The following is a 20399-nucleotide window of genomic DNA, read 5'->3' as shown; positions in this document are numbered from 1 at the left end:
ATCATTAATTCTTAATTATAAATTATTAATTAATCTCAAGGTGCTCAAACGACTACTCATACGCAACTATGCCATAATTGACGAGGTAGAAATAGATTTCTCGCCGCGGCTCAATATCATAACAGGGGAAACCGGTGCAGGTAAGTCTATCATACTCGGAGCACTCGGACTCATAAAAGGGGAGCGCGCGCAGATGCAAATGGTTCGCTCTGCTGATAAGAAATGTACAATTGAAGCAGTTTTTGATCTTAGTGAAACTAATGTGTCAGAATGGTTCCAGACAGCACAGCTACCATTTCAGAAATTGACGACAGTGCGCAGAGAGTTAAGTGCTGATGGTAAAACCAAGGCCTATATCAATGATACTAATTGTAATTTAACCCAGCTTCAAGAACTCGGCAATCAATTGGTGGAGATTCACTCCCAGCACGATAGTCTGGAGTTAAAATCTGCAGAATTTCAACTCGAGGTAGTCGATGCTTTTGCCGATAATGCAGAGCTTAAAGGTAAAATGTCAGAGGCATATACCCGATTCAAGGCGATGCAAAAAGAGTATCAGCTATTACTTCAGTCCCAGTCTAAAAGTCAGGCCGAAAAAGACCTCCAAACCTATCAGCTACAGGAATTGAATCAATTTGACTTCGAAGATTGGGATCAAGAACAAATCGAAAATCAACATTTACTCGCAGAGAATGCGCTTGAGATAAAACAAGTTTTAAGTGGCTCGGTGCAGGCGATGAAGCATGATGAAGTCAATTTATTAGATTCTCTTAAAGAAATATTATCACGACTGAGAAAGTTTGAGAAATTCTCAAAAGAACTTTCCGAAATCAATGAACAAATGGATACGAACCTAGAGTCTATGTCCACGATTGTGCGTGACTACGAAATGCTAGCCGATAATACAGATTTTGACGAAGAGGAACTGGTCATGCTACGTGAAAAGGTAGAATTTATCCATAAAATGCTGAGAAAGCACCAAGTCACTTCGTTAAATGAATTGCTTGCATTAAAACAAGACTTGACCACAGCACTGAATTATGGAGAAAATTTAACTGAGAAAATAGCAGAAATCGAAAAGAGTTTAGCCAAACTAGAAAAGGAATGTTTAGAACTGGCTGCTCAATTATCTAACCGCAGAAAGGGAGTTTTATCCTATATAGAACAGCAGTTACTCGACAATCTTAAAGAACTGCAAATGGAGAATAGTCAATTTCAGATAGAACTCATTTCGGAGGAGAATAAATTATCCGCTCATGGGTATGATACGGTAGAATTTCTGTTTACTGCCAATGCAGGCAGTCCGCTGCGAGAACTTAAGCGCGCGATTTCTGGTGGCGAAATGTCAAGATTTATGCTCGCCATCAAATCTCTTATAGCTCAGAAAATAGATTTAGCGACTCTTATTTTTGATGAAATCGATACAGGAGTTTCTGGAACTGTAGCTAATAAAGTAGCGAGTGTGCTCGACAAGCTAGCGAAAAATCACCAAATCATAGCGATAACCCATCTACCACAAATAGCCAGTAGGGGATCGCATCATATCAATGTTTATAAAAAAACAGAAAACAACATTACTCAGACCCACCTTAAACTTTTGCATCAGGCAGATAGAGAAATAGAAATAGCTCGTATGATAAGCGGCGAGTCTATAACACAGGCGTCCTTGACTAGTGCGAGGGAGTTGCTGAAATAATAAATTTTCAATTTCTCATCCTTTTCATAGAATCAAAGACTTTCTGAATGAATGGAAAAACCTATTACTCAATTGAAATCGAAGATACCTTATTTTCTTTTTTGGGAGTAGATATTGGAGTTGTCTGAGATTGCTGCCCTATTTTCGGAGTCAATCCCATCTCATAAAAAATATATGAATAGATATCCGCAGTGAGTTCTAGCATCTTCTTCGTATTACTGGCTCCATGACCACTTTTAGTATCAATGCGAATAAGCATAGGTCTTTTTCCTTTATACTTTTGTTGGAGCGTAGCAGCGTATTTAAAGGAATGCGCTGGAACGACACGGTCATCATGGTCGGCTGTCGTCACTAAAATACTGGGATATTCTACCCCTGATTTGATCGTATGTAGTGGCGAATAACTATATAAATATTTAAACATAATGGAATCGGATTCGCTAGATCCATAATCTGATATCCATGCTTTACCGATAGTGAATTTATGAAAACGGAGCATATCCATAACTCCAACCTGAGGTATGGCTACACGGAATAAATCTGGTCTTTGATTAGTCACCGCACCTACTAATAACCCACCATTACTACCGCCTCGTATAGCAAGGTAATTTTTCGAGGTATATTTTTTCTGTATGAGATATTCCGCTGCAGCTATAAAATCATTAAACACATTTTGTTTTTTTAGTTTGGTTCCTGCCTGATGCCAGTTTTCACCATACTCTCCACCGCCACGCAGACAAGCCTGTGCATAGACGCCACCAGCTTCTAGAAATGGAATAAGGGTTGGGTTAAAATTTGGCTGCAAGGAAATATTGAAGCCACCATAGCCATAGAGTAAGGTTGGATTCTTGCCATCAAGTTTGATTCCTTTTTTATAAACTATAAACAGAGGAATTTTTGTACCATCTTTTGAAGGATAGAATATTCGTTCTGTTACAAAATTCAACTCCCCTTTAAATTCTGATTTTTTAAATACTGAACTCTCACCTGTATTGAGGTTGTATTGATAGATAGTCGGTGCTATGCCGAAAGAATTAAAACTGTAGTATACGATACTATCTTTCTGAGTTTTATTGACATTAGAGGCACTTCCTAAATCTGGATAAACTAATTCTCCTAAACCTTCTCCATTGTGTTTATAGATATAACATTTACTCGTTACATCTTCGAGGTATTGCACGAATAACCGATTGCCTGAAGAAACTACATCCGATAGAACATGTTTCTTTTCAGGCACGATGGTTATTGCTTCTTTCAAGTTAAAGTTCGCAATAGGTATAGATATAATCTTATTGTTTGGTGCATTTTCATTGGTACCTAGTATGAGCTCATGTTCTAAGGCTTCTACTACCCAATATTGATAATCCGATATACTGTCTTTAATTGGTTTAAAATCATCAAAAGGGTTATTGGCTTCTTTAACATAAAGTGCATTTCCTCTTTTACTACTACCACGTTCGCTAATGGATAGGAATAAGTAGTTTTCGTCTTCTGAAGTATAGGTGTAAAAGTTCTTATTCGGATTCGTTGGATCCTGATAAATGAGTTTATCTTTAGATTGAGGATTTCCTACTTTATGAAAATAGACTTGATTGTTTTTATTCTCGGCTGTGAGTTTACTAGCATTTGGATCTAGCTCTGGGAAACGACTATAATAGAATCCGTCACCTACCCATGCTACACCACTAAACTTTACCCATTGAATTTCATCATTTAAAAAATGTTTGGTTTGAAGATCTAATATTTTAATTTTTTGCCAATCACTTCCAGATTCTGAAATGGATACAGCTGCTAAAGTTCCTTCCTTATTTAGTTTAAAAAGTTTGATAGCTACTGTCCCATCATCACTAAGTTTATTGGGGTCTATGACCAATTCTTCCTGACCAGTAATTTTGTTTTTGCGATATAAGCTAAACTGATTTTGAAGACCATCATTGAAGTACCAATATATCCATTCCTTTTTTTGAAATGGAGTGCCGTACTTCGGATAGTCATACACCTCTTGTATTCTCTTATAAAATTGTTTTCTGAAAGGTATACTATTAAAATAATAATTAGTTACCAAATTTTGATCTGCAACCCATTGTTTCGTCTCCTCGCTATTATCGTCTTCTAACCATCTATAAGGATCAGATACCGTCCTTTGGAAGTAGGTGTCTACTTGATTTACCTTTTTAGTCACTGGATATTTTAACTGAGCATGTCCCAGAAAGAAGACGACATTAAAAGAAATCAGTAAGGTAATTTTATACATAAAATAGGTTTAAAAGTCCAAAATTATAGATTTTATAAGTGTTCATACAAAAAAAAGCTCCTATGAAATCATAGGAGCTTGTATTGATATAATTCAATTTAAGATTAGTCTCTAGAAGAAAGTAACCTCAACAAATACCAAAATAGTAGCATGATTGAAGCAAATATCTGTAAAGAGGCTCCTACATACTGATTCGTGGTATAATGGTCTTTAATTTGACTAGTCTGATATAAAATACTTGCAGATGCCAAAACAACCATGGCAAGCGAGAACCACGCTCCTAAATTTAATCCACCATAAAAAGAAGCTACAACTATTAAACCCAATGCTACAAAACCACCGATAACAATTCCCGTGCGTAAAAAAGAAAAATCGTAGCCTGACATAAACACCAATGCAGTCAAACCTCCAAACATAGATAGAGTCAATACAGTCGCTTGCATTACTACATTTTCAGCACCTTCAAATCCTAAAGCAAAATAAATCATAGGTAAAAAAATGATTGCCTCAAGCAGGATATATAATCCTAGTCCAAAGTACTGAGCACTTCTGCTCAATGAGAAGGCAAATTTATTAGCGATAAAAGATCCTAACCAAAATAATCCAATAATAAAAAGCCAAACATAACTACCGCCAAACATCATAGCGATGAGTTCTCCAGGAATAAAACGAAGTAAAAAACTCTCTACGACCATAAACGCTAATACAGCTAATGCTACGTGTAAATAGGTTCTTTTATAGAAGTCTGCTCGCTCAGATTGTGAGGCTTGTGATACGATTTCAGAATATTGATTCATGATTTTTAAATTTAAAGTTTATGTAAAATTAGTGATTTAGAATTAATCTATATATTCAAATTTAGTATAAGGAACTAAAACTTTAGGTATTTGAATTCCCTTTTCGGTCTGATTATTTTCGAGAATAGCTGCGACAATTCTAGGCAATGCCAATGCCGATCCATTCAGCGTATGACAAAGCTCTATTTTACCTTCAGTATTTTTAAATCGCGCTTTAAGTCTATTGGCTTGGAAGTCTTCAAAATTTGAAACAGAACTCACCTCTAGCCATTTTTCTTGAGCTGCGGAATACACTTCTAAATCATATGTGAAGGCAGATGCAAAACTCATATCTCCACCACATAGTAGTAAAATTCGATATGGCAATCCTAATTCTATTAATATATTCTCCACATGCGAAGTCATATTCTCAAGAGTTGCATAGGATGTTTCGGGTTTTACTAGTTGAACTATTTCTACCTTATCAAATTGATGTAATCGATTGAGTCCTCTCACATCCTTACCGTAAGAACCTGCTTCGCGTCTAAAACATTGCGAATAAGCCGTTAATTTTATAGGTAAATCCGTTTCTGGTATGACCACATCGCGATAAATATTGGTTACTGGAACCTCCGAAGTAGGTATCATATAGAATCCATCATGATTCTGATACATCTGCCCTTCTTTATCTGGTAATTGCCCAGTGGCAAAGGCAGAGTCTTCATTGACCATCAATGGAGGAATAATTTCTAGATATCCTGCTTCGGTAGCCTTATCGAGAAAATACTGAATCAATGCGCGCTCTAACTTAGCCCCTTTTCCTTTAAAGACTGGGAAACCAGCGCCAGTTAGTTTTACTCCTAAATCAAAATCGATGATATCATACTTTTTTGTCAGTTCCCAATGAGGAACCGCCCCATCTATCAGAGTAGGAATTTGGCCTCCAGTTCGAACTGTAACATTGTCATCTGCTGAGCTACCATAGCCTACCTTTTCATGCGGAATATTCGGTATTTGCGCTAGCACATCCTGAATATCTTGCTCTAGTCTGCGCATTTCATCGCTATATGCCTGTGTAGCCGATTTGAGATTTGCTGATTCCATTTTTAATTTTTCAGCTTCTTCTTTTTTCCCTTCTTTCATTAGAATTGGAATATGTTTAGAAAACTGATTTGATTGGGCTAGGAGCTGATCCAGTTCACGCTGTGCGGATTTACGGTTATCATCTAACCGAAGGACCTCGTCTAGTAAATGGAGTTGAGAGAAATGCTTTTTCTTTAGTTTAACAGCGATATCTTCTTTATGTGCTCTGATTTTTTGAATAGGAATCATGTATTCCGCCTCTAAGGCTAGTTATTTATATTAAAATTAATTTTTAGAAAGGTAAATCATCATCCATACTTACTGCATCGGAGACGAAATCTGGTGTTGGTGAACTAGCAGCATTTTTTTGCTCAGGTATAGCGTCTCCTGCAGGACTGCTTGCACCACTATTTTGACCCTTTGGCATCAGCTGTATGGTGTCTACGCGTATTTCCGTGATATATCTTTTTTGCCCTTCTTTTTCATATTCGCGCGTTCTAATTTTACCTTCCAGATAAAGTAAATCTCCTTTTTTGACATATTTGCTCACAATATCGACTAGTGCGGGAGTGCCCACGGTAATATTATGCCATTCCGTTCTTTTTACCCGTTCCCCACTTTTATCTTTGTACGATTCGCTTGTAGCCAAGCTAAAATTAGCAACAGATCCATTATCAAATTGCTTTACTTCAGGGTCTTTGCCCACGTTTCCTAATAATATTACTTTGTTTATCATGATTGAAAAAATTTATATGTGGCTAAGATAATTGAAATGTCAAAATAGAAATGAAAATAAATGTAAAACCCATTCATATGAACAAAAAAGGAAAAGTAAAAGAAATAGAATTTACTCTCTTTTTACTACTTTTTCCATTCAAACTCAAGATAGGCTAGGTCTCTATGAGAAGGTATGATTTTATCTAAAATCTTTGTGAAAGGAAGTGTTAATGATTGCAGCATCAGTGAGAACGAAGTCAATGGCTCTCCTTCCCTTCTCGTTCGCGGATTCAATAGTTTTCGTATAGCTCCACAAACATAATAGCTCGCTTGTAATTTTAAAAACTCAACTTTACTGAGGTAGAAGCCATTAGCCTCAAATATATTTTGATAATAAGCTATAGGACGACCCATACAAAGTTCATCGCCACGCATTGGTGTTTCAATACGCTCTGAAATAACAACTTTTTCTTTAGCTACTCTACATAGTTCATGAATAATTTTTTGAAGAGATTTTTCATCTGTATTATGCTGAAGTACCGTTATGGTAAAAACCATATCTATAGATCTATCTGCAAAGGGCAGGGTTTCATTTTGAATCAAATGAAGCTCCAAATTAGGGATATCTCCCATCAAACCACTAGATAAATCATACATGGTCTTGGAGCGATCTGCACCATATATTTTTGCAGGATGCATTTTAGCAAATTCTATCAAGTTTCCTCCGGCACCAAAACCAAGTTCTAATATCGTTTTGTCTTTGATATCAAAGGTTCGAAGGATGTCCTGTGAAAGCTTTCGCTTATATACATAATAGGGCTCATCATCACCTGCGATGACATTTCCAGCTTCTCTCGATTTTATTCTTTGGGCTACTTCTTCCCAATATTGACTTACATTATAACTCATTGATTGCATAATCTTTACACTATAGTTCTCTCTCCTATCCTCAAATAGGAACTAAAACGCAGTGAAGAAACGTAAAACTATAAAAAAAAGTTTAAGGGCAGCATATTTTTAGTTTAATGTAAAGAACTTCATATCTATTGCTTGCTAATAGAGATTTTATACCGTAAGCGTATTAGTAATAGTCCAATGTCGCGGCTCATTGTACTTAACAAATACAGCTACGGCATTTACCATAGCAAGGTTTTAAAATGGGTTGGACCATTTATAAACCGCTATTGGTATTAGTATCATCGTTTATACATTTCATTTTTCAAAAACTCTCTATCTGTGAGGGTTTTAAGAAAGACTATGATTTTTTCTTTTTCCCCTACCTGAAAGGATATCCCATTTTTCAAGCTAGAGTCCAAACTAGGAGAGAAATTGATACCCTTTTCATAATGATTTAGAACTTCTTCCAAGCTTGCTAGCGTACTATTATGCATGTAAGGCGCTGTCAACTCTACATTACGGAGACTAGGCACTTTAAATTTTCCTTTATCGCTCTCAATCAATGATATTTCATAGCGCCCTAGATCGGTATCGCTGGGTTTATATATACCATTATTTCGGAAGCTATAATTAGATTGTAAATGACCTTCATGGCATTGTCCACACTTTGTTTGAAAGATTTGATAACCTTGCATTTCATCTGCATTCAATTTTACTTTTCCCTGTATATAATAATCAAATTTACTCCTATCAGAAATCAAGGCTGCCTGAAAATGGGTAAGTGCTTCTAATAGTTGATAAGAGTTCAGGGTATCGGATTGAAACATTTTTTTGGCAAGTACGCTATACGTTTTAGCACGGTTTATCTTATAAACTATGTTTGGCATAGATTCATCCAATTCTTTAACATTCGTGATAGGATTGAGTGGAATGAGATCTATATTTCCTACGCCTCCATCCCAGAAAAAACTTTTAGACCACATCAAATTTTGCAAGGCAGGGGCATTGCGCTTGCCTAGCTGTCCGCGAACTCCTTGACTGAATGGTCTAGAATCTGAAAATGCGAAATCTTGTCTATGGCAACTAGCGCATGAAATCGTACTGTCTTTTGAAAATATAGGGTCGAAAAACAACTGCTTTCCAAGTTCGAATTTATCTGGGTCTAGCTTGAGGGCATAGTTGGGTCTAGGGAAATGTTTGGGTAGGTCATAATACCAATTACTACCTTGATTGCAGGCAAATATTAAAAATATGACAACAAAAAATATTACTCTATAAAACATTAATATTAAATAACTGAAAGGAAAACTAGGAGATTTGGATTGAAAGAAAGAAACTCGAAATCTCCTAGTAGTCATATTTAAAACTAGTTATGTATATGATCTATTGAGAACATATCCATATAATTGTCAGCGAGTGTTTTGGACGCTGGATCGACATGAATGGTAGGTTTTGCAGCTATGCTAAATGCAGTAGGATTTTTAAATATTTCCATTACTTCTACGACAATATGTACTTGTGGTGAAATGCTAGAAGAGACTTTGGCCGTTTCTCCAGTCTTACTCAATGAAATGGATTTGATATTATTAACTGTAGGAGAAGAGTAGCCACCAAATAACCCTATATGATAAATAAAATTATCACTTGTGGCTCCTGGATTACCTGCTACCGCAGGTGATTTGCCCTCTACTTTTAGAAATATATATCCACTATTCCATGCCCAGTACATTCCTGAACTTGCAGGATCCAAAGCACCCGTCCGCTCGCTTAATGGCGCACAATTTTTAAGACTATCTACGCCTACTATGAATCGGACTTCTTTGTACTCTCCAGTAGGTATATTCTTTAAGGTAATTAATGGATTAGCACCAGTCGTTGGTTCTTCGATTAAAAAATAGCATTCATCTTTAGGTAAAGTATAAACAGACCCGTCTGCTCTTACCAGAGAAACATTACTTATATAGTATTTGAATAAAGTGAATTTCATAGTTTCGCCAGCAGCGTTCACATAGTCTTTGTTATACTGCATGGCTGTACCATTCACTTGATGGTCAAACTCTAACTTAATTGTACCACCGTCATTACTAGGAGAATCTTTTGTACAAGAATTAATGGTGTATATGATTGTAAATATTATTGGAATTAAAATTGATTTTTTCATTTGTTTATAATTTAATAATTAAAAGAAATAGTTTATTTGACTCGATACTCGAATGCTACCTTGAGTAAAACCAGAGTTTATATTTTGATACATGGGAATGAATACTTGGCCACCGATAGAAATTTTACCTTTAAACCAGTTGACACCAATTGCTCCGAGGATACTATTACCTCCTGTGAGTTCATTTTTCACTCCTCGGTCTATATTGGATTCGTTATGTTCCCAGCTGAGACCGAGATTTGGCACCCAAGCCATTTTTGGTGTTTGATACCAATAAAAACCTCGTAGGTTCATATTTAAACTATTTCCCATTCGGTATGCATTGGTGCCTGTAGTATTCCATTTATAATTGCCATCAATACTCCAACCCAATTTTTTAGAACGCATCATATAAAATATATTGGCGAGCAAATCTGCAGAACCTGTGCCGAGCTGTAGCATAGGAATAACCGTATTGCTATTGGCTATGATATCGCTCTGACCAGTTGGTAATTTTACACCTAATCCTGATTGCAAAAGATGATAAGTCTTGGTATTCATGCTATCAGAATTATCAATCAGAGTATAGTTTGCTAGAATGGAGATATCGCCCAAACCGTGTATAGTATAATCATTATGATTGTCCACACGGTCTGTAACCAGATAAGGAACAGTAGCATAAATTTGTATCTTTCTAGACAATTGATATCTACCCCAAAGATTCCATTCATTGAGTGCATCTTTGCCGAACTCTTGTTTATCATTATGTTCTGTATCAAATCTGACATATCTATGCTTGATACCTATGAAATGACTGGAATAATTAGGTAATAATCCGATATACATCGAGTTGGGATTATTGCCGCATATATCACAGGCATTCAATTCTTGGAATCCAATGATAAACAAAAGCCATAAAATTTTATATGACATTTATTTGATTTAAGTTGAAACAATGATAGGTTGCAGCATAACAAGCTTTAACCTATTGATGACATTATAAAATTCAACTTAACAAGGAGGGTGAAAAATACGATTCAGTCTAGTATGATGATAATTATCGTAAAAATAAAAATTATCACTAGCTAGCAAAGAGTTTTCGGTCAAATGATTAAAAAAAGAAAATGTCGAAATAAGGTCCTCTGTGTAAATAAATATCTCCGCTAGTTTATCCCAAAAGGGAAGACTTTTCTCTGAATTATCTTGGCTGTTTTTCTCTATTATTTCTAATGCCTTCGCTAAATGACATTTCCCATGACATTCCATTTCGGGCTTATCGATGTTTTCACAATAGGTTTTTTCTATCCAATCCTGCTCTATATTCCAGTAGGCTATATAGACTAGTTTTGCTATCCCTGGCAAGAGAATCATGAAGAGCAAAAAAGCTGATATAACTCGTTTCATACAGCACAAATATACTGACAATTTTTTAATTTAATACTAATTTATCCGATTAATAGAACGCCCTCCGAAGAGGGCGAACTTTAACCAATGAATCAGTAGGTTTTCGATTATGTATAGTAAAGATTTCTAGTTTTGGAGCTCAACGTTTACGTCTATTTCACAGAAATTTTATAAGCTTCATTCGCAGTTCTCAGGAAGTATATTCCCGAAGACCATAGTTCAGTATCTGCCTCTATAGTTTGACTAGGTGCTATTATTTTCTTTGATATTTCTTTTCCTAGAATATTGAAAATACTTACTTCTATTGGTTTTATATTTTCATTTCTCATAGTCAATCTTTGATCTTGTAGGAAATACCTGAGACCTGATCCTTTTTGCGAATTGCTAATTTGACTAGACGATTTTTTGATCACATGCACAGGCTTCGGCGCAGGCAAAGTAACGGGCAGAACGTTATAGACTGAATCGATTAAAACTGGTTTGGTAATTTCAAAACTAGTAGTGATTCTATCGAAAATACCGCCAAGAACATCCATATCAATAATATCGATAACGCCAAGCTCTCCGGCTCCTACACTACCCACTCCTGATTTTCGCACTATCGTAATGTCAATCTCCCCCTCACCAGCATTGATTCTATTAAAGTTCAATGTTTTCGCATTATCTTTAAACCAATTACTGGCACTAAAATTAAGATTATTAGCACTTAAATGTGTTGGATCATACTTCACTGTAAATGCAATTCCATATGCACTTTCAATAGCTTTAGTCACACTTCCAAGATTTATTTTGATAGTGAAACTAACTTTGCTAGAATCAAACTTCACGGTATCTGGTGCAATAATTTGAAAACTCTCGCCACCTAAAGGACTATAGTGTACATTATAAAATCCATTTCTTTGGTGATAGTTTTTATAAATAGTACCAATATCTCCCAGACTATCTACAGTGCCATCACCATTTGCATCCGAGAAGCGATAATTACTCTTCATATTGGTTAGTGTCCAATCATAGGCTGCTACTTTAATCCAAGAATCCGTCAAATATTTACCTTCACGTGGCATCTCATTGATGCCATAGGCTATTCCTATATTTAGCACATCAACATTATTGCATATATTATCTTTATTAGCGTCTCCTGGAAAAAGATCCTGACTTTGAAAATCCTTTGTAATGACTACCGAGTTTGTATCGAACAACCCAGAATTAATATCCTTAGCAATATAATAAAAAGTATCATTTTGAGAGCCATGGTCTTTATCCTGGTATGTTGCATTTTGTCCTACTTTATTAACGATAAAGTTTTTAGTAGACGTTTTATAAACTGTATCTAATTGATATATTTTACTTGTTACTGCATTATCATTGACTAAGACATTAATAGTTCGAACAACTTCTGAACCTATAATAACCTTAGCTGCGTCTGGACGTGTGCCATTCTGACCTAGCAGTGCAATAACACTGGAATAAAAGAAAGCGGATAAGAGTAATTTTTGTTTCATACGCCTGAGTTTTTCTGGTTTAGGAAATGAGTCAATTTGTGTTATTTTCTTTTTCTGATACAAATATCGGTATATTATCACTCAAAATCTAATACAAAAATAGCGACTTGTTAAGATTAAGTTGCAATTCAATGTAATTTTACACATTGATATACAACACTTTGACAATTTATTATGTTAATGAAATATTTCATTTAGTTTTGATCTTAATAATTATGATTCTTTAGAATTTATTTTTTTTGTAATCAGAATTTTAATTTTATTATCATGAGTGGAAAATCTAGCAAAATAGAAGAACTTTACCTAAGCCTAAGTAAAAAAGACTTAGAAAATATTACCTCATTTCTTTCTTGTACTATATTTAACCAAAGTGAGATTGTTTTAGCTACACATTTATGTTTATCCGAATTATATCCATTTGAGAAAGGTTTGGATAAAAATGTAGTTTATCGAACGGTTTTCGGACAAAGAGAAAAGTATTCCGATGTCAAGCTTCGTGTGTTTTTCACTAAATTAGTCAAACTAATAGAAAAATATCTAGTGATAAAGGAAATTGATAATTTACCGTTGCTCAATTTAAATGTACTAACTCGTTATTATTCAGAATTAAAATTAGCAAAAAATCACTCCATTTTCTTTCATTCAGAGCCTGATTTTAAATTTAGATCTTATGAGGAATATCTAGAGTATGATTATTGTTTTACCTTAAAAAAATTAAACTATATTTATCTTGAACAAAATCAAGATCTCAATCAAAAAAAGAAATATTATGAACTAGTATTTAAGGCTCAGAGGAAGTTAAACTCCTTTCAAACACTAGATATGCAGTGTCGTTATCTTACTTTCACCCAAAAGTTTAAGAACGAGATAAATAATTCTCATGAAGTACGTATCGTAAATGAAATGCTGGAAACGTTTGATGATCAAGATGATGTAATGAAAGCATATTTACTAGTATATCTCATTTCTCGTGACAATAATATTCAAGCTTTTTATGATTTGAAACAATTATTATTAAACTCAAACATTCCTTTTGAAATTAATTATAAAGCTCTCTTATCATTTAGTGAAACCCTTTGTATAGGTTTTATAAATAGCGGAAAAACTGAATTTTTAGAGCATCTATTTGAGATCTATAAATGTGAAATTATTTTTTTTAAATTAGAAGGCGACATAGAATCTGTGAACTTCAGGAATATTGTTTACACCGCACTCCAGCTTAATCAAATAGACTGGGCGGAGAATTTTGTTTCAAACTTTTCAAAATTTGTCAAAACAAGTGACCAAGAGAATACATTTAATTTTAATTATGCAAGAATTTTCTTTGAAAAAGGAGACTATAAAAGTGCTATGAGGCAACTACTGAAAGTGACTTATGAAGACTCTTTTTATGCATCAACAGGTCGGATACTCCTTATAAAATGTTATTATGAGCTCAATGACGAAATGCCGCTTATTAGTTGCTGTTTGAGTTTAAATCAATTTTTAAATCGTAACAAAGAGTTCACAAAACAAAGAGTTGAAAACAATGTACATTTTATTAAATATGTAAAAATGCTTCAAAAGCACAGGTTAGAAAACAATAAGCCATTTTTCAAAAAGCTATATCAAAAAGTAAACTCTTCCACAGTAGTCGAAAAGGAATGGCTGCTTAAGAAAATCGAAGAATTTTATTAGGCCCCAATATTTTACGATTCTAATAATACTTCTCGAATTTCTGGTAGGGTGATTTGCTCTATAAGACCCAGATTTGCGATATCTCCATTAGCTACTAAACTGATTTGAATATCCTTAATTAAAAAGTTAATGAGAACTATGTTGTTTTTAAGATATATTTTATAAGAATTAGATAGTCTGGGAAAAGAAGCTGCAATAAGTGCATGTTCCAAGAAACTTGTAATATTATGAAACAATGGTATCATATTTTCCTGCGAATTATAGCTAGCTAATAACTCTTTATTGCTTCTCTTGATAATCAAACAGGATATGAGTCCTTCCTGCATTTCACTCTTGAGTTTGTCTAGTATCATACCTAACTGTGCGTCTTTAAAAAACGCAGAAGGATCTTTTCTTGATTGATATACTAAATTCTTAAAAAAACTGGTTATCAAAGGGACTAGGCTATTTCTATTAAATCTTCCAACTCATGATTATCATTTCATATACACCCACCACCAAAAAAGTGGGATAGGTGAAAATATAAAAAATAAATCTAGCTCTAACTTTTTATAGCCTCGAGGAACTCCTCAGATACATTTGGAATTATTACATTGAGTAGTAAACCAAGCTGTATTTTACTTTTAGCTACAAGCATACCCCATTGATACTTTTCAAACTGAAGTACTAATATCATACTATCCCCTTCACAGTCTAGCATATAGTACTTCTCCAATGGAGGAAAACCCGCACCCATCAATGCCTTTTTTAAGAAAGAAGTCACCTGTTCAAATAGAGCAGTTGCTTTAGGCTGTGTGTTATACCCTGCTATAGACTGACCAGTATTAGTCATCCATATATCACATGCCACCAAAGAATCACCTAGATATTCTTTGAGCATTTCTACCGAATTATTTAGCCTTTTTATATTCATAAATTTATTCCTCTAAACTTGGTTGGGCAAATTTAATACAGATTTCTTAAATCTTTAAGTTTTTCACATAAAATTAACAAGTTATTTTTTATTTATGTTAGAAAACAATATAACCTATTTAGTATCAGCATGAATTGGTTAGCTGTAACATAAGCTTATCCACATTTTCGTGTAATTCCACCAATCCTTTATTATTCAATATAATACAATCTGCCATTTGAATACAACTCGATAGATTTTGATTATTAGGATTATTCGAGGTCATTTCACGGGCTTCATCTGCCTGAAATTTTTCGAAACTAATTTTATCGGTTGGGCTTTTTCTGGCAAATGCTCTTTGATAACGCACATCCTGATCCGCATCTACTGCTAATAAAATGAAATTACCGAACGACTTTAATTTTTCAATCTCCCCCGTCGTTCGTATGCTTTCAATAATAGCATTGCCTCCATCTAGAGTAGCTTCCTTGTACAATTCTTCAATGATAAAGCTCGGAGAATTATTCTTAGCTCGCAATGCATTCGCTAGTTCTGTGAGGTGATCTCTATTTGGTTCTAAACCTTGCGCTTCCAATATTCGGGTTAAATAATTTCGCACAGAGTAATGTTTAAATTTATATTTAGCGACCAAGTACTCCACCACAGTTCCTTTCCCTGCGCCTATTGTACCTGTAATTCCTATAATGCGCATGAAAAAATACTACTTTGATTTACTAAATTTTGCTTGAAATACCTTAATCACTATAGGTAAAACAGAGACAAAAACAATACCTAATACTACTTTTTCGAAATTATATTTAATGAAAGGAATATTGCCAAGAAAATAACCTAAGAGCGTAATAGAACATACCCAAAGGCAAGCACCAATAAAACAATAGGTTAAATAGGTTCTATATTTCATCTCACCAGCACCTGCTACAAAAGGAGCTATAGTGCGCACGATAGGTATATAACGCGCGAGAATGACGGTTTTCGTGCCGTATTTTTCAAAATATTTTTCTGTTTCTTCGATATGCTCCTTCTTTAGAAAGAGTATCTTTTCCTTCTCCTGAATAAAATCACCAAATTTTTTACCTATAAAATAATTGACATTATCTCCAATTAAGGCAGCTAAAATGAGAAGTGGGATTATGAAATAAATATTTATTTCTCCTGTAGTAGCAGCTATAAGCCCTACAGAAAACAATAATGAATCGCCCGGTAGCAAAGGCATGACTACAACTCCCGTTTCCACAAAAATGATTAAAAACAATATGGCATAAACTAAAGTACCATACTGTGCAATAAACATCTGCAATACGGTCAATGGATCCTTTAAAAATTCTAATAAAAAATGTATTAATTCCAAAATATAATAGTTTGGACAAAGATAGTAAGAAACTAACTTTTAATTAGAAGTTATAGCCAAGACCAAAAAACAAACTAGGTGAATATTTAGCATCTACAGGAATGTCTAACTCACTATATATCGCATTTGGTTTATTATCCAATGTGATTTTATCAATAATTCTATATCCAAGTCCCAATTCAAGGTTAAAATTGACTCTTTTTGAGAAATGACCCTTCACTCCGATATTCAAATTAGGAATGAATTGAAACCTATTTAAATTGATTTTAACTTCTTTCATTTGATTAAAATCATATCCTTGTATGACATTATTGCTTGAACCAACTAATAAATTAGAACTAAAATAAAAATAATTGCTTACTGGTTTTCCTAAATTAATTCTTATTCCCGGATTAATATCCCAACCAGAAATTTTACCAAAAACTCCTTCATTGTTAAAATTCAATGCCAAATCTATAGGAAATACAAATGAAACAACTGATGTTCCATGAAGTCTTCTTTCATATTGAACTCCAAATCCTTTACCAATTTCATTTGTATTAAACAACTTTATCCCAAGGTTATTATTCAAATTGCTTTTTGTATTCTCTTGTGCAGAAATCTGAAAACTACCTATAATAATTAAAACAGCAATTAATATTTTTATACAATTCACTATTTTAAAAATAATTCTTGATAGTTAAACACCATATCTATTTTATTATTAAATAACTCCTTTTTTACATTTTCTATACTATCCTCCGTCAATATCATAGCAAAATCACCCCCCCATGCTCCTAGCGATTTAGAAAAAAATGGGAGACCTTTTAAAACAATATCTGCAGCTCTTGGCAAAGACAGTGTCCTTGAAACTATTTCTTCATGTTTCCCTAGCAAATAAACCCAATCTTGCAAATTTTGTTTCTCTATTAGTTCTTTAGTAATTGAAGAAATTTCATGGATAAAAGTAGACTTTTCTTTACCTAATTTTCTATACAATTGAATGCCCTCTCTTGAGTCTTGTTTTTTATTTAAATATACAAAATAGCAGTGTTGTTTAATTGTATCAGAAATTTGGATAGAGTGAATTTGTGGATTAAATTTACTTTGATTAGAATATAAAATTGGCGTTTGAGAAAATGCACAAGCGATATCATATCCCGACCCTTTAAACATCCTCTCATTAAGTTCGTAAGGATTCACCTTGAAAAAATCAGCTAACAATGCAATGAGAGTCGAGCTAGAACCCAATCCCCAATCACGTGGAAAATCCATCTCCATTTCGAAGGAATTTTTCAACTCAAATCCATCAATGGAATGTAAAATCTCCATTAACTTCTTTCCGCTATCAGAATTAGCTCTTTCATCAGTTAATTTTATCCATAAATTGCCTAAAGAATCGTAAGACTTCCAAGAAAAATCTGGCGAAGACTTTACTGTTAAGGTTTGACCATATCTCGAGGGAATAGCTAATGAGGTGGCTCCATCTAAAACAAAATATTCTCCCGTAATAAGGAGCTTACCATTTGCTTTTTTTTGATAAAGCAATTCCTGAATCATTAAACTGTTTTAGGAGAAATAGATTCTCTTAATTTTTGTAAATAGTTTCTGACTTCACTCACGGAAATTACCTTATCAGCAAAGTAGGTTTCTATTTGTTTTGCTTCATCCAAATTCGCTTTCAATTCAGCTATAATATTCGTGAGATGCATTTTCATATGTCCCAGTTGTATTCCCGTAGTGGTCAGGCTTCGCACTGCTGCGAAATTCTGCATCAAGCCAACTGCCGCTGCTATTTTCATAAGTTCTTTTGCACTGGGATTCCCTAAAATTTGAAGGGATGTTTTTGCTAATGGATGCAGCGATGTTAAACCTCCTACTGTCCCCAAGGCTATTGGGAATCTTAAACTAAAATGAAACATATCTTTATCTATCCAAGCTTTCGATAAACTGCGATATTGTCCATCTCTAGCAGCATAGGTATGAATACAACTCTCTACCGCACGAAAATCATTACCTGTGGCTATAACGAGTGAATCTATTCCATTTAATATTCCCTTGTTATGTGTCGTAGCTCTATGAACATCAATTTCTGCTATCCGCACAGCCTTGGTAAATTTATCAGCGAAATGCTGTGGTGCAAATCCATTAACGATTCCTAAATCTTCGATTTTACAACTCACACTGGCCTCCACTAGACAGTCTGGGGTATAGTTTGAGAGAATACACATATTGATTTCTATGGTCTCGTCAGGAGTGAATTTATCACTGGCAGCCACCATTTTTCTAAACTCACTACCTAGTCGTTCCAATACAGAGTTAATAAAATTCGCTCCCATACTATCACAAGTTTCAAAAGCCACTTTAAACTGATAATAGTTTGGCTCAAGAGATGTCATATCCAAAAGATCTAAGTTCAATAAGCCTCCTCCTCGTTTTTCCATGTTAGCAGTGAGGTCCGCAACAGATAGGATTAAATCCTTCTTTTGAGCTTCAAAAAAGGTCTTCAACTTAGCAGAAGAGCCTCCAAAGAAAAAATGTACTTGACCCAGTTTCTGAGTGTCTATAACTTTTGCTGTTATCCCTCCCCGTTCCATCCAAAATTTGGCAGCATTCGATACAGCGGCCACTACAGAACTCTCCTCAGTAACCATCGGTATGACATAGTCCTTACCATCTATGAGAAAGTTTGGTGCTACACCGAACGGTAAATGAAAATTGGAAATCGTGTTTTCGCTAAATCCATCAAATTGTTTCTGTATTTCTACATTATCATACCAAAAGCCAGCAAAGTTATTTATGACATCAACTGGACTCTCATATAAAAAATTCTTGGCAAGCCAAGATATTTTCTCATATTTTGATAGTTTAGAAAAACTGCTTACTTTCCGCATAGATTGGTTTATAAAAGAATTTGAAATTTCTTTTATGCAAAAGTAATAAAATTAGCTTGATTAAAATTAAAAGGCTCTATTTTATCAATAGAGCCTTAAGTATCATTATCAAAATTCTTACAGTATTATTTATCCCGTAACAACTTATATACAAATCCGGCACAAGCTGCGCCAATGATAGGTACCAAAATAAATAGCCAAAGTTGATTCAGTGCTTCTCCCCCTACAAAAACCGCTTGACTGATGCTTCTCGCAGGATTGACAGACGTGTTAGTAACAGGAATACTAATTAGGTGGATTAAAGTAAGTGTGAGACCTATTGTCAATCCTGCAAAACTTCCATTCGCTTTCTCATCTGTGGAAAACAATATAACTATTAAGAAGATAAAGGTCATCACAAATTCACAAACAATGGCCGCCATCATGGAGTAGCCACCTGGAGATGCCGCACCGTATCCATTAGTTGCAAATCCTCCTATACTACCTCCATTTCCTGTAGCTATAATATACAAAACGATTGCGGCAACTATTGCTCCTGTAATTTGAAATGCTATATAAGAGAATAAATCTTTGATGTTTAGGCGATTTGCTACCCATGCTCCAATGCTGACGGCAGGATTAAAGTGTCCACCTGAAATAGGTCCAAAGGCATAAGCACCTGTTACTACTGTTAACCCAAAGGCCAAGGATACACCTAAGAAGCCGATCCCGAGCTGCACACCTTCTGGAGTCACAAATTTTGCAGCTAATACTGCACTGCCACAACCTCCGAGCACAAGCCAGAAGGTGCCTAAAAATTCTGCAATTAATTTTTTCATATTTTTTAATTTATGGTTACAAGCAAACTTATTGAATAATATTCACATTTACTAATCAAAAATTGAAATTTCATAGTTTAAAAAAATAAAACGCTCCTTTAACTTACAGATATACAGTATATTGCCTATCTGTCGAATAAATATTTAAAAAAAAGCTTGTTTATAAAAAATAAAAGTATTTATCTTTGCACTCCCATTCGGAAACGGACAGGGTTAAAAATCAAAGTGTAAGTCTTTCTGGTAGGCACATTGAGAAAAGAAAAGAGTTCATTGACATATAAGATAACAAAAGAAAAAAGGT

Annotated in this window: 20 protein-coding genes; 2 read left to right on the top strand and 18 right to left on the bottom strand. The window is 34.5% G+C overall.

Going from position 1 to position 20399, the window contains the following annotated elements; all coding sequences use genetic code 11:
* Window positions 1-40 precede the first annotated feature (40 nt).
* Window positions 41-1696, top strand: a complete 1656-nt coding sequence (gene recN, locus JNL75_10735; protein MBL7790293.1) for a DNA repair protein RecN — start codon at window positions 41-43, stop codon at window positions 1694-1696.
* Window positions 1697-1760: 64 nt separating this feature from the next.
* Here recN and JNL75_10730 read toward each other — a convergent pair whose 3' ends face one another.
* From JNL75_10730 to JNL75_10685, 10 genes are all read right to left on the bottom strand, one after another.
* Window positions 1761-3950 (bottom strand): S9 family peptidase, encoded by a 2190-nt coding sequence (locus JNL75_10730; GenBank protein ID MBL7790292.1) that lies wholly within the window; start codon window positions 3948-3950, stop codon window positions 1761-1763.
* A 104-nt stretch (window positions 3951-4054) separates the two neighbouring features.
* Window positions 4055-4747, bottom strand: a complete 693-nt coding sequence (locus JNL75_10725; GenBank protein ID MBL7790291.1) for a US12 family protein — start codon at window positions 4745-4747, stop codon at window positions 4055-4057.
* 42 nt (window positions 4748-4789) lie between these two features.
* Complete coding sequence (gene serS, locus JNL75_10720; protein MBL7790290.1) at window positions 4790-6058, bottom strand: serine--tRNA ligase; 1269 nt, start codon at window positions 6056-6058, stop codon at window positions 4790-4792.
* 43 nt (window positions 6059-6101) lie between these two features.
* Window positions 6102-6545 carry a single-stranded DNA-binding protein gene (gene ssb, locus JNL75_10715; GenBank protein MBL7790289.1) on the bottom strand — a complete coding sequence of 148 codons (444 nt, stop codon included), beginning with the start codon at window positions 6543-6545 and terminating at the stop codon, window positions 6102-6104.
* 125 nt (window positions 6546-6670) lie between these two features.
* On the bottom strand, window positions 6671-7435 hold the full coding sequence (locus JNL75_10710) for a class I SAM-dependent methyltransferase (protein MBL7790288.1): 765 nt from the start codon (window positions 7433-7435) through the stop codon (window positions 6671-6673).
* A 287-nt stretch (window positions 7436-7722) separates the two neighbouring features.
* Complete coding sequence (locus tag JNL75_10705; GenBank protein ID MBL7790287.1) at window positions 7723-8781, bottom strand: cytochrome-c peroxidase; 1059 nt, start codon at window positions 8779-8781, stop codon at window positions 7723-7725.
* 8 nt (window positions 8782-8789) lie between these two features.
* Window positions 8790-9584 (bottom strand): hypothetical protein, encoded by a 795-nt coding sequence (locus JNL75_10700; protein MBL7790286.1) that lies wholly within the window; start codon window positions 9582-9584, stop codon window positions 8790-8792.
* A gap of 18 nt (window positions 9585-9602) precedes the next feature.
* Window positions 9603-10496 carry a hypothetical protein gene (locus JNL75_10695; GenBank protein MBL7790285.1) on the bottom strand — a complete coding sequence of 298 codons (894 nt, stop codon included), beginning with the start codon at window positions 10494-10496 and terminating at the stop codon, window positions 9603-9605.
* A gap of 78 nt (window positions 10497-10574) precedes the next feature.
* A complete protein-coding gene (locus tag JNL75_10690) occupies window positions 10575-10967 on the bottom strand; it encodes a hypothetical protein (GenBank protein ID MBL7790284.1) in 393 nt (130 codons plus the stop codon).
* 152 nt (window positions 10968-11119) lie between these two features.
* Entirely contained in the window at window positions 11120-12469 is a 1350-nt protein-coding gene (locus JNL75_10685) for a T9SS type A sorting domain-containing protein (protein MBL7790283.1), read from the bottom strand.
* Window positions 12470-12736: 267 nt separating this feature from the next.
* On the opposite strand from JNL75_10685, the gene JNL75_10680 reads away from it, so the two are divergent.
* Window positions 12737-14146, top strand: coding sequence for a hypothetical protein (locus JNL75_10680; GenBank protein MBL7790282.1), 1410 nt, complete (start codon window positions 12737-12739; stop codon window positions 14144-14146).
* 11 nt (window positions 14147-14157) lie between these two features.
* On the opposite strand, the gene JNL75_10675 is transcribed toward JNL75_10680, so the two are convergent.
* From JNL75_10675 to aqpZ, 8 genes are all read right to left on the bottom strand, one after another.
* Window positions 14158-14580 (bottom strand): hypothetical protein, encoded by a 423-nt coding sequence (locus JNL75_10675; protein MBL7790281.1) that lies wholly within the window; start codon window positions 14578-14580, stop codon window positions 14158-14160.
* A 107-nt stretch (window positions 14581-14687) separates the two neighbouring features.
* Window positions 14688-15059 carry a hypothetical protein gene (locus JNL75_10670; GenBank protein ID MBL7790280.1) on the bottom strand — a complete coding sequence of 124 codons (372 nt, stop codon included), beginning with the start codon at window positions 15057-15059 and terminating at the stop codon, window positions 14688-14690.
* 124 nt (window positions 15060-15183) lie between these two features.
* The gene (locus tag JNL75_10665) at window positions 15184-15750 is read right to left on the bottom strand and encodes an AAA family ATPase (protein MBL7790279.1); all 567 of its coding nucleotides are present in this window, start codon (window positions 15748-15750) and stop codon (window positions 15184-15186) included.
* A gap of 9 nt (window positions 15751-15759) precedes the next feature.
* Window positions 15760-16407, bottom strand: coding sequence for a VTT domain-containing protein (locus JNL75_10660; GenBank protein ID MBL7790278.1), 648 nt, complete (start codon window positions 16405-16407; stop codon window positions 15760-15762).
* Between the two features lie 43 nt (window positions 16408-16450).
* Window positions 16451-17062 (bottom strand): hypothetical protein, encoded by a 612-nt coding sequence (locus tag JNL75_10655; protein ID MBL7790277.1) that lies wholly within the window; start codon window positions 17060-17062, stop codon window positions 16451-16453.
* A complete protein-coding gene (locus tag JNL75_10650; GenBank protein ID MBL7790276.1) occupies window positions 17062-17946 on the bottom strand; it encodes a hypothetical protein in 885 nt (294 codons plus the stop codon). The genes JNL75_10655 and JNL75_10650 overlap by 1 nt, the downstream gene beginning before the upstream one ends.
* Window positions 17946-19280 carry a hydroxymethylglutaryl-CoA reductase, degradative gene (locus tag JNL75_10645; protein ID MBL7790275.1) on the bottom strand — a complete coding sequence of 445 codons (1335 nt, stop codon included), beginning with the start codon at window positions 19278-19280 and terminating at the stop codon, window positions 17946-17948. Before JNL75_10645 ends, JNL75_10650 begins: the two co-directional genes overlap by 1 nt.
* Window positions 19281-19405: 125 nt before the next feature.
* Window positions 19406-20098 (bottom strand): aquaporin Z, encoded by a 693-nt coding sequence (gene aqpZ / locus JNL75_10640; GenBank protein MBL7790274.1) that lies wholly within the window; start codon window positions 20096-20098, stop codon window positions 19406-19408.
* Window positions 20099-20399 lie beyond the last annotated feature (301 nt).

This window comes from Chitinophagales bacterium, assembly GCA_016787225.1.
GTDB lineage: Bacteria > Bacteroidota > Bacteroidia > Chitinophagales > JADJOU01 > CHPMRC01.
Note: the sequence above shows the minus strand (reverse complement) of the source record. Positions and strands in the feature narration are given on the sequence as shown.